Genomic DNA, 11583 nt, shown 5'->3' with positions numbered 1-11583 from the left:
TAAATAACAAGATGATGCTCATTAAAAGATTTTTTATTAGCCTAAGCATAATAGTTTGCACAGTTGTAGTAATTTTAAGTTTATTAATATTAAGTAGTAGTAAAGGATATTTAGATAAGCCAATTAAGAAGGTAATAGAATTTTACCTTGATAAAAAAGCTATGAAAATACGGATAGGTAACTTACAAGTAAGAAATAATATTCTATCAATCGATAAAATCTTTATGGATTTAGCAAATAACGCCCAAGGTGAAATTACTAATTTCAAAATCAGTTTTATTATTGATGATATAACAACCAAGCCTTTAATTCTTAGTACTATTGATATAGATAGTTTTTCCTTAATCTCTAAAGATAATCAACTAGTAATAAATGCTAAAATATCTGGTAAATCCATTGTGGATTTTTTTAAAAATAAGATTGAAACACAGTTAAACTTAGGTTCTATAAAAAATATTTCTTTGCTTGATAGTTATGGTGAAAAATTACCTGATGGTGAAGGATTTTGTTCCTATAACAGTAAAATTTCTAGAGCTTCTAAGAAATCAATCAATTGCAAACTAGAGTTTGGTGATAAAGCCTATCTATTATTCAATAGTGTATTGGATGGTAGCATAATTCAAGCCAGTGGTAATGCTCAGAATATTCCTATAATGATTTATCAAATTGCTGAGAAAATTATTCCTGATAACCAAGTAATTTTATTTCTACAGGAATATATGAAAGGTGGTTATATTAGAAATGGAGAGTTTGATTTTAATTTTGATAAAAATTCTTTAGAGAAAAATATCTCCCTAGAAACCGCATTGAAAGCCAAGCTGCATGTTGTAGATCTTGAATATCAATATGATAAAGACTATCCCCCTTTACGAAAAATTGATACTGATGTTACTATATCTGGGCTATCTGTTAAGTTCATATTAAATCAAGCATATAGTAGTGATAGTCTTATTTCGGGTGGGATAATAACTTTTGATTGGCAAGGGATGGATAAATCAAATTTCATCGTTAATGCTAATGCTAAGGGGAGTGTTAACGATTTAATTGATTTCATGTCAAATGAGGATTATAACAAGGTAAAAAAACAAGGGATCGATCTTAAAAAGATTACTGGAATCGCTAATTCAAAAATTGCCATAATAATACCGATTAGCCCAGTTATCAAAAATACTTATGACATTTCTACAATAATAACGGGAGTAAATGGCAAGGCATTTAGTGACAATGTCATATTAAAAAATGCCAAAATAACTGGAACATTTAATGGCGATAAGCTAAACTTAATCGGTATAGGTAAAATTAATGGTTATGACAGTAATTTACTTATCGATGTTAATGTCACTGATAATAACCAAGATGATTATCAGACTCTATTAAAAGTAAAAACTACCATTATGGGTAATAACCAAAAGGTTGGTATATTAAAGTTAATCTCAGGTAGTAGTGTACTAGATTTTGAATATAAAGAGCAAAAAAATGGGAAAAGCTTCATTAAAGCCAATACTAACCTCAAAAACTTAGAATTTTATATTGATAAAATATCTATACGTAAAAAACTTGGTAGTGAAGCTAAGTTTACTTTGACTGGCAAGTTATATAATAACCTAAATGGTGATATTGATTTTAATCTTTCGGGAGAAAATAACTTAAAAATAGTTGGTAAGGTTAAAGTAGTAGAAGATAAGTACGATGTTACTTTACCTGTGATGAAGTATAATACGACTGATCTAGTAGGGAAATTGCTTTTAGGTAAAGATAGCTTGAATGCTCAAATTCAGGGAAAACAACTAGATTTGTCTGAATCTAATATGATGCAATTCTTAGAGAAAGAAGGAGATCCAAAAAATATTCATTTAACAGTTGATGTAGATAGGGTAAGGTTAAAAAATAATATAATACTTGATAAGCTTAATTTACAAATTGATTGTAATAAAATAAAATGTTTTTCTGGTTCTTTAAATTCAAAAATTGGTACTAGATCTTTTAAAATGCTACTTACAGATAAAAAAGATATGGAACAATGGATAGTTACCTGTGATAATGCTGGAGCTTTATTTAGAGGTATTGGTATGTATAATAAAATGAAATCTGGTATTATAAATCTGACACTTGATACAAAAAGATATGATGCCAAAAAGGGAGAAGTGATACCAATCGTAGATGGAACATTTGATATAAAGTACTTTGTTACTACCGATGTGCCTTTTCTTACTAGAATGGTATCATTTGTTTCTTTCCCAGGTTTTATGAGTTTTATATTAAATAATAAGGATATCATGTTTAGGAACATGACAGGTAGATTTAGTTATATAGGTAATACCATAAATATTGCTGATACATCAGCTACTGGACCATTTTTTGATTTTACAATGCAAGGCACAATTGATACTAATAAACATCAAATGAAGCTTAAAGGTAATGTAATACCTTCTTTCTTTTTTGCAAGTAACGTTATCACTAAAATACCAGTAATTGGTAAAATATTTTCAAAGGTTGTGCCTTACTCTATGGAGATGAAGTATAAGGAGTAATAGTCCCGATATCATCAACCCGAGCAGAGATGATACTGATAACTTGTTATATCGAACCTAGGTTACTTAAGTCAAACTTAAAGTAACTTTAATAGCTTTTTCAATATTAATAATTTCAGTTTTATTCAACTGTTCTATAAACTCTCCCAATCTAGATTTATCTATGGTTCTAATTTGATCAGTTAACGCTTTTGCAGTTTTGTTATTAACTGTAACTCTTACTTCAAAAGGAAAAATATTATTAATATTTGAGGTAATGGGGATAATTATTACTCTACTAGATATTTTATTCTGAATATTATTAGATATACTCAAATGATTTGAATAATTGTTTTTTGAAAATATCATGGATTCGCATGCTCACGTACTATATGTACGCTCCGCTTGCTCACCATTCATTTTCAAATCCAATTCTTCAAATCATTTGAGTATATAACTATTGCAGGTCTTGTTTTTTGAATTTCAGTTCCAATTGTTGGATCAAGATTTACCCAATAAATATTGCCTCGTATTATTTTTTACTAATGTCATCTATTGCATCCCACTCTTTTAGCAAATTTTGACGTTCATTATCTTGCTCTGCATCTTTATATGCCAAAGTAAGTTCCAGTTCCTTTTTTTTTAATTCTTTAGCAATAGCATTGCTTACAAAGTTACTAATTTTTTTAGAAGGAATCATATATTTTAATTTATCATATAAGGTCTCGTTTAAACTAATACTCATCGTTTTCATAAAATTAACTTCATTATTGTATAATAGTTATTATACAATAACCAAATAGGTCTAATACAAATTATTGCAAGAAAACTTGAGTATTTTCTAACTAGCGTTTATACTGTTGCTATTTAGAGTTATAGGGACTTCATCCTGAATTTATTTCAGGATCTAGATTACACTATAGATAATTTATGACAGAAACTTATGACAAAAACAAAGCAGGAAATTTATAATAGTAGGCCTACTTCTCCTCATTTGACGATATATAAAAAACAGATAAGCTCTGTTTTGTCTATTTTGCATCGTATAACGGGGATAGGCTTATTTTTTGGACTATCAATATTGTCGTGGTGCTTTATTTTATTAGCTTTTAGCAAATTTGATCCTGAATATTTACAGTGCTTTAAATGTAATTTACTTAGAATTCCTCTAATATTCATAAGTTTTGCATGGTTTTATCATTTATGTAATGGGGTGCGTCACTTAATTTGGGATAGTGGGCATTGCTTTTCAATAAGGGCTATTAACTTCACAGGTTGGTTTGTGGTAGTAGCTTCGATATTGATGACATTAGCTTTTTGGTTGTTAATTTAACTTATGGCCTCTATATGAATAATAATTTAAGGACAGATTTGGCAAAAGCTAAAGGGGTTGGTTCGGCAAAAAGTGGTTCGAGTCACTGGTTGCATCAAAGAATAACAGCTATTATTTTAGCAATTTGTTCTATTTGGCTAATATTTTTTATTAAATATGCTACTAGAGAGGGTTTTACTCATTTTGTTAGTACTTTACAAAGACCTTACAATATTGTTCCTTTAGGAATATTGGTTATTACCTCTTTCTATCATTCAATACTTGGTATGCGTGTGGTAATTGAAGATTATATTAGTTGTGTTAAGCTCCGCACAGGGTTAATTATATTACTTAAAATATTTTGCATTATAACGATTGCATTCTTAGTGGTAGCATTATTTTATGTTATAGTAATCTGATGGATTAATAAAAATAATCTTATGAAAACCACATTACCTGAACGTTCATTAGTTATTAAAGAAAGATTAGACATTATTGTCCAAGAAATTCTAGCTTCTGGAAGATCAAAAATAGCAATGATAATTTTATTTGGCTCCTATGCTAGAGGTGATTGGGTACAAGATCTATCCTCAAGGGAGTATTATCAGAGTGATATAGATCTGTTATTGGTCTTAAAGAAAAGAAAATATGCTGGATATCAAGCTATTAACTTAAAACATAATATAGAAAAAAGATTAGAAAGAAAATTCCCAATAGATATTAATACAGACCGATTAGTGGCCATGACACAACCATCCGTGACACTAATAGTTGAGTCTATCCACTTTGTAAATGACCAGCTTGAAAAAGGTAAGTATTTTTTTCGTGATATTAGAAAAGAAGGAATTCTACTATATGATAGTGATGAATTTGTACTATCGGAAGCTAAGGACTTGCCATGGCACGATCGCAGACCAATAGCTGCAGAAGAATATGAAAATTGGTTTGGTAGAGGAAAAAAACTATTTATTGGAATCAAGGCTTTTTTTGAAGATGACAATTATCGCGAATCAGCTTTTTTGCTTCATCAAGCTACTGAGAGTTTTTATAATGCTATTTTGTTAGTATTTGATGGTTATAAACCTAAAGTACATGATTTATTAGAACTAAACCAAAGTGCACGGATTTTTTATCATGACCTTTGTCGAATATTTCCATATGAAAGTGAAGAGCAAAAAGAATGTTTTACATTACTTCGTGATGCTTATGTTAGAGCAAGATATGACAAAAACTACAGGATTACTATGGAGCAGTTGCTTTATTTAATTGACCGAGTAGAGCAATTGCAAAAAATTACTGAAAAAATTTGTTTGGAAAAGCTTAGTCAAGAATAAATATATGATATATTCTCAGGGTAATTTAAAAGTCGGGCTACAGGTCTAATAGATAAAGGAAAAAGTGCTTAATATGCACTCGATGTTATTCTTAGCAACGGCGGGAATCTAAAAAAAATAGCCTGAAAGACTATTAAGTATTATGGATTCCGCACCAAAGTAGAGATGACATCGGTAGTGGTTAAACTTACATCTATAACAACTAATGGCTATGGCTTTTAAATGACCCTGTATAGTAATCTGATGGATTAATAAAAATAATCTTATGAAAACCACATTACCTGAACGTTCATTAGTTATTAAAGAAAGATTAGACATTATTGTCCAAGAAATTCTAGCTTCTGGAAGATCAAAAATAGCAATGATAATTTTATTTGGCTCCTATGCTAGAGGTGATTGGGTACAAGATCTATCCTCAAGGGAGTATTATCAGAGTGATATAGATCTGTTATTGGTCTTAAAGAAAAGAAAATATGCTGGATATCAAGCTATTAACTTAAAACATAATATAGAAAAAAGATTAGAAAGAAAATTCCCAATAGATATTAATACAGACCGATTAGTGGTCATGACACAACCATCCGTGACACTAATAGTTGAGTCTATCCACTTTGTAAATGACCAACTTGAAAAAGGTAAGTATTTTTTTCGTGATATTAGAAAAGAAGGAATTTTGCTATATGATACTGGCGAGTTTGTTCTATCTGAAGCTAAGGATCTGCCATGGTCTGAACGCAGACCAATAGCTGCAGAAGAATATGAATATTGGTTTGGTTTAGGTCAAGAATTTTTTATTAGTTGTCAATATCCGTTAAAAAGAGGAAACTATCGTATATCAGCCTTTTTACTTCACCAAGCTACCGAGAGTTTTTATAATGCTATTTTATTAGTATTTGACGGTTATAAACCTAAATTACATGATCTATTAGAACTAAACCAAACTGCACGGATTTTTTATCATGATCTTTGTCGAATATTTCCATATGAAAGTGAAGAGCAAAAAAAATGTTTCACATTACTTCGTGATGCTTATGTTAAAGCAAGATATGACAAAAACTACAGGATCACTAAGGAGCAGTTGCTTTATTTAATTGACCGAGTAGAGCAATTGCAAAAAATTACTGAAAAAATTTGTTTGGAAAAGCTTAGTCAAGAATAAATATATGATATATTCTCAGGGTAATTTAAAAGTCACACTTTAAAATTGAAAAACTGAAGTAATTTTAGGTGGATATGTGATTGCAAGCGTCATTGCGAGGAGGTTGCTTGCTGCAACCGACGAAGCAATCCAGCAAAAATACGATAATTTATTTCTTTCGTTTCCTGGATTGCTTCGTCGTGCTTACGCACTCCTCGCAATGACGTTTGATGTTCTTAATAATTACTTATTTCAACTCTAGAGTGTAACTTTTAAATTACCCTGTATATTCTGTAACAAAAGGAATTTATATAAATGTCTAAATCTTATAATATTATCCACCATCAATTTGATGTAGTGGTAGTTGGAGCAGGTGGAGCTGGTCTTAGGGCTACTTTTGGTATGGCGAAAGAGGGCTTAAATACTGCTTGCATTAGCAAGGTTTTCCCAACTAGAAGTCATACTGTGGCTGCCCAAGGTGGCATTAGTGCTTCTCTTGGTAATATGGGGCAAGATGATTGGCGTTGGCATATGTACGACACAGTAAAAGGTTCGGATTGGTTGGGTGATCAGGACGCAATTGAGTATATGTGTAAACATGCAGCTGCAGCAGTGCTAGAGCTTGAGCATTATGGAGTACCTTTTTCTCGAACAGAAGAAGGTAAAATTTATCAACGCCCCTTTGGTGGTATGACAACAAATTATGGTAAGGGACAAGCAGCTCAAAGGACTTGTGCTGCAGCAGATCGTACTGGTCATGCAATATTACATACTTTATATCAACAGGCTTTAAAAAATAAAGCTCAATTTTTTATCGAATATTTTGCTCTTGATTTATTAATGAATAATGGAGAATGTGTAGGGGTAGTTGCTTGGAATCTTGATGACGGAACAATTCACTGTTTCCATGCTCACTTAGTGGTATTAGCTACTGGTGGGTATGGTAGAGCTTATTTTTCTGCGACAAGTGCTCATACTTGTACTGGTGATGGAGGTGGCATGGCGGCAAGAAGTTCTATTGCCTTGCAAGATATGGAATTTGTCCAATTCCATCCAACTGGTATATATGGGGCTGGCTGCTTAATTACCGAAGGTGCTAGAGGAGAAGGTGGGTATTTAGTAAATTCTAATGGAGAGCGATTTATGGAACGATATGCTCCCGCTGCTAAGGACCTTGCTTCAAGAGATGTAGTATCAAGAGCTATTACCATGGAAATCAGAGAGGGTAGGGGGGTAGGTGAGCATAAAGATCATGTATTTTTACATTTAGATCATTTGCCGCCGGAAATTCTTCACGAACGTTTACCCGGTATTTCGGAAACAGCCAAAATTTTTGCCTCGGTTAATGTTAACATCCAGCCAATACCTGTGTTACCAACAGTACATTATAATATGGGGGGAATACCAACAAATTACCATGGTCAAGTGATTGATAAAGGTCAGGATAATCATAATAAGATTATTTCCGGGTTGATGTCAATTGGTGAAGCAGCTTGTGTTTCAGTACACGGTGCGAATCGCTTGGGATCAAACTCTTTACTTGATTTAGTAGTATTTGGTAGAGCCGCAGCACAAAAAGCTGCTGAAATTGTTAAAGTAGGGCAAAAGCATAAAAGCTTGCCGGAGTCTATATTGGATAAAATAATTAGCAGATTTGATGGTATACGTCATGCTAAAGGAGGTCTACCAGTAGCTGACTTAAGACTTAAAATGCAAAAAATTATGCAAAATCATGCAGCGGTATTTAGAACTCAAGAGGTGCTAGATGAAGGAATAGAAATGATTGACCAGGTAAGAAAGGAATATGCAAATATTCAGGTTAATGATAGATCATTAATATGGAACAGCGACCTAGTTGAAGCATTAGAACTAGCTAATTTATTAGATCAAGCGGTAATTACTGTGCACTGCGCAGCGGCTAGAAAAGAGAGTAGGGGGGCTCACTCTAGGGAAGATTACCCAGAGCGTAATGATGAAGAATGGATGAAACATACACTCGCTTGGATTGATGAGCAAGGTAATGTTAAACTGGATTATAAACCGGTAACTCTTACAACTTTAACAGATGAAGTAGATAGCATTTCGCCAGCTAAACGAGTTTATTAAGAATATGTTAAATTCACTAAAATTATGCCAAGCTTTAAATGAAAAAATATGTCATGATTTTGCAGGATCAATAGGTGCTATAGATAACGCTATTGGGTTAATAAAAACTATAGAGTATCAAGAGAAAGCTACTAAATTGGTTCAGGATAGTACAAATAGACTCATGAGCTATTTACAGTTTTATCGTTATTTATACTCTCTACCTTCTGAGGGGAACAAAATTGCTATTGCAGAAATTAATAGATTAAGTACTGATTTTTTAAAATCAAAAAATCATAATATTAAACTAGTGTTCACAAGGTTAATCAGCACAAATATCGATGACAATATAGCTCAGATTATTATGTGTTTAATTGTTACAGCATCTAGCAATATATACAGAGATGCTGTTATTAAGGTTGAACTAGAGATACAAAATGACAATTTTATTGGTATAAAAATTGTAGTAACAGCTCCAAACCTCAGGTTTGATCAGGATAGAGCAGATATTTTGCTTGGGAAAAGAACTATTGATGATGTAAATATAGAAAATGTTCACGAATATTACACTTACTACTTAATTACGGAATATTGTTATAAGTTAGCTATTACTCCATCAACCGATTTTGTCGCACTTATTGCAAATAACACAAAGAAGATAATGTAACATTTCTTCTGTAAATTTAACGTGAGTAAGCGGTTTAACATTCAATTTACAGAAAGAATGTTATGCTATCTAGAACCTACAACTTAAACATATTTTTTAAAAACAATGCTAATTTTCCTCTTTTATTCTTACGCTCAAGATCTTCCATACTATTAAGCCAAGTTATTTGAATGACTCGCCTCTCCCCTTCAAACGACATATGACCATGCCACGAATTTTCAGAGCGAACAAATGCTACAAAAGAACCAAATTCCGGATGAATAATAGCTGCTGCACTTTCAAAATTTTTTTTATCCTTTAATATCCGAAAACTACCCCCATCCTTACCGTGTGACCAGTTGTCATTTAAATATAATAAAGCCGTAACAATTTTAGATTTACTGTCATTATGAATCCTGCCATCATATTTTGCTGACCACCTCCTTATAGTTATCAAAAAAGGCTTATCTTTAAGCTCAATCTTTAGTTTTTTAGTCAAGATATCAGCAAGTTTAGGAGCTTGCAATTCTTGGATTAATTTTTTAAAAACTCCCTCATATTTTATACTTTCAAGAGGAAAAAAACCAGCACTCTTTATTTGGGGATAATCGTTAGAAACGATATCTTTTTTATCTATATTAATTACATTTTTAGCAACCATATAAGTATAAGGAGAATTAGATACCAAAGCTGATTCCAATTCATCTAAATTTAGTAATGCAAAAGACATAAAATTAATTTCTTCTTTTAGATTCCCGCCTACGCGGGAATGACATCTTTTCGGCTTCTTTTCATGACTTTTAAACTGCCCCGAATTATATAACTTAATAAAAACTTGATTATCGAGTAGACAGAATAAGTACCCTCTTATCGTTAAGTTTGCTTTGAACAAATTGCAGAAGGTACGGGGATACAGTAGCCTTGCACAATAAGATGAAGGAGATTATATCATGAATAAAATAGTAGGTCTAGATGTAAATAACCTCAGTTCGATATAAGAATTATTAATTCTTATATCGAACTGGCTTTTTATCTTCTTTTATTCAAAATTAATCATATCTTTGATTTAATGTGATTTTTAAACTACCCTATCTATTCCAGTGATCTGACTTTTTTAAAAAATTCCTTCATTAAATTCTCAGAAATTTTTGCTGAGAAACCACTATATATCTCAGGATGGTAGAAACAAGATTTACTGTTAAAGAAACGCCCCCCATTTTCAACTCCTCCCTGTTTTGGGTCATTTGCTGCGTAAAATAATCTGCCTATTCTAGCGAAAGATATTGCAGCAGCACACATTGTACATGGTTCTAAAGTAACATACATATCACAGTCTGATAGATTCTTACTAGATAGAATTTGGCAAGATTGATTTATCGCGACAATTTCAGCATGGAGTAGCGGATTCTTTGTTTGTTCAACAATATTATGAGCCTTTGAAATAACTTTGTTACTTACTCTATTAACTATAATAGCACCTACCGGAATTTCATCTTCATTAAAAGCAAGTTGTGCCTGCTTTAAAGCTTCCTCCATGAAGAAATTGTTAAATTCGGTTGATGTTTTCACGGTAATTCACTTTTTCCTCATAACCATATGGATCTAGGTGAATAATTATTTCTGCACCTGGAAACGCTAATAGCAATGCACTATAAATTTTATCACTAAGATAATGAGAACTATACAATGACATATCTCCGTCCATTTCTATGTGGCATTGTATAAACGGCTTACTTGCAGCATATCTAGTCTTCATTTCGTGTATACCTTTTACTTCTTTAAATCTAGTAATTATTGAGAGAATTTTTTTTCTATCTTCTTCAGGCATTTCTTCATCAATAAGATTTTTAAAAGCTTTTTTGAATAAAGCATAAGAGGCATATATTATATATATTGCAATACCAATGCCAAATAATGAATCTATAAACCAAAAATGAGTACTTAATTTTATAGAAACAATTACGCCAACATTTGTTAGTAAATCTGTAAAATAATGTAATTTATCTACTTTGATTATTTCAGAACCAGTTTTTTTTATCACATAAGTTTGATAAGCCACCAAAATAACAGTTAGGATAATGCATAAATATAGTACATTAATGCCAGATTCTATATTGCTTGGGACTGATCCATCAATAAGGGACTTTACAGAAGAAAAACCAATAAATATACTAGAAACAAAAAAGAATACTGCTTGTGAAAAAATTGCTAAATCTTGGATTTTTTCATGCCCAAATCTATGGTGATAATCAGGTGGCTGCAGTGCAAAACGAATAGCAATCAAATTAATAAGAGATGATGAAATATCAAGCATAGTATCAATTAAAGATGCTAGAATAGATTGAGAATCAGTTACAAGCCACGCATAAGATTTAATAAATAAAATGAATACAGCTATACTAAAAGACAAGTAAGATGCAGACTTGATTAAAACTTGATGCTCTGAATTAGTCATAGAAAATTTTCGATTTTATAGTATAAAATGTATTAGTGTTAGTATATATTAGTGTATAGTATATACTAACCCTAGGGTGTGTCAAATAACGTAACTCTTAAAC

General features: G+C 31.7%; 13 protein-coding genes. 7 read left to right on the top strand and 6 right to left on the bottom strand.

What is annotated here, in order from left to right:
- Positions 1-11 precede the first annotated feature (11 nt).
- A complete protein-coding gene (locus ACN1AG_RS04110; protein WP_417905549.1) occupies positions 12-2531 on the top strand; it encodes a DUF3971 domain-containing protein in 2520 nt (839 codons plus the stop codon).
- A gap of 66 nt (positions 2532-2597) precedes the next feature.
- Here ACN1AG_RS04110 and ACN1AG_RS04105 read toward each other — a convergent pair whose 3' ends face one another.
- Genes ACN1AG_RS04105 through ACN1AG_RS04095 form a run of 3 tightly spaced genes read right to left on the bottom strand, consistent with a single transcriptional unit; the run spans position 2598 to position 3264 of the window.
- Entirely contained in the window at positions 2598-2879 is a 282-nt protein-coding gene (locus ACN1AG_RS04105) for a type II toxin-antitoxin system PemK/MazF family toxin (protein WP_417905548.1), read from the bottom strand.
- Positions 2880-2932: 53 nt separating this feature from the next.
- Complete coding sequence (locus ACN1AG_RS04100) at positions 2933-3004, bottom strand: hypothetical protein (RefSeq protein WP_417905588.1); 72 nt, start codon at positions 3002-3004, stop codon at positions 2933-2935.
- Positions 3005-3042: 38 nt separating this feature from the next.
- Positions 3043-3264, bottom strand: a complete 222-nt coding sequence (locus tag ACN1AG_RS04095) for a hypothetical protein (RefSeq protein WP_367363858.1) — start codon at positions 3262-3264, stop codon at positions 3043-3045.
- Between the two features lie 189 nt (positions 3265-3453).
- Here ACN1AG_RS04095 and sdhC point away from each other — a divergent pair, with 189 nt between their 5' ends.
- From sdhC to ACN1AG_RS04065, 6 genes are all read left to right on the top strand, one after another.
- A complete protein-coding gene (sdhC, locus tag ACN1AG_RS04090; RefSeq protein ID WP_367363859.1) occupies positions 3454-3843 on the top strand; it encodes a succinate dehydrogenase, cytochrome b556 subunit in 390 nt (129 codons plus the stop codon).
- Positions 3844-3857: 14 nt separating this feature from the next.
- A complete protein-coding gene (sdhD, locus tag ACN1AG_RS04085) occupies positions 3858-4241 on the top strand; it encodes a succinate dehydrogenase, hydrophobic membrane anchor protein (protein ID WP_417905547.1) in 384 nt (127 codons plus the stop codon).
- A 21-nt stretch (positions 4242-4262) separates the two neighbouring features.
- Positions 4263-5156: a HEPN domain-containing protein gene (locus tag ACN1AG_RS04080; protein WP_367363861.1), complete on the top strand. Its 894-nt coding sequence runs from the start codon at positions 4263-4265 to the stop codon at positions 5154-5156.
- Positions 5157-5421: 265 nt separating this feature from the next.
- Entirely contained in the window at positions 5422-6315 is an 894-nt protein-coding gene (locus ACN1AG_RS04075) for a HEPN domain-containing protein (protein WP_417905546.1), read from the top strand.
- Between the two features lie 294 nt (positions 6316-6609).
- The gene (gene sdhA / locus ACN1AG_RS04070; RefSeq protein WP_417905545.1) at positions 6610-8400 is read left to right on the top strand and encodes a succinate dehydrogenase flavoprotein subunit; all 1791 of its coding nucleotides are present in this window, start codon (positions 6610-6612) and stop codon (positions 8398-8400) included.
- A 4-nt stretch (positions 8401-8404) separates the two neighbouring features.
- Entirely contained in the window at positions 8405-9046 is a 642-nt protein-coding gene (locus tag ACN1AG_RS04065) for a histidine phosphotransferase family protein (RefSeq protein WP_417905544.1), read from the top strand.
- A gap of 76 nt (positions 9047-9122) precedes the next feature.
- Here ACN1AG_RS04065 and ACN1AG_RS04060 read toward each other — a convergent pair whose 3' ends face one another.
- From ACN1AG_RS04060 to ACN1AG_RS04050, 3 genes are all read right to left on the bottom strand, one after another.
- Positions 9123-9755 carry a 2OG-Fe(II) oxygenase gene (locus tag ACN1AG_RS04060; protein ID WP_417905543.1) on the bottom strand — a complete coding sequence of 211 codons (633 nt, stop codon included), beginning with the start codon at positions 9753-9755 and terminating at the stop codon, positions 9123-9125.
- 362 nt (positions 9756-10117) lie between these two features.
- Positions 10118-10561 (bottom strand): nucleoside deaminase, encoded by a 444-nt coding sequence (locus ACN1AG_RS04055; RefSeq protein WP_367364825.1) that lies wholly within the window; start codon positions 10559-10561, stop codon positions 10118-10120.
- 10 nt (positions 10562-10571) lie between these two features.
- Positions 10572-11480, bottom strand: a complete 909-nt coding sequence (locus ACN1AG_RS04050; protein ID WP_417905542.1) for a cation diffusion facilitator family transporter — start codon at positions 11478-11480, stop codon at positions 10572-10574.
- Positions 11481-11583: the final 103 nt, after the last annotated feature.

It is taken from the genome of Candidatus Tisiphia endosymbiont of Micropterix aruncella (assembly GCF_965178575.1).
Taxonomy (GTDB): domain Bacteria; phylum Pseudomonadota; class Alphaproteobacteria; order Rickettsiales; family Rickettsiaceae; genus Tisiphia.
Note: the sequence above shows the minus strand (reverse complement) of the source record. Positions and strands in the feature narration are given on the sequence as shown.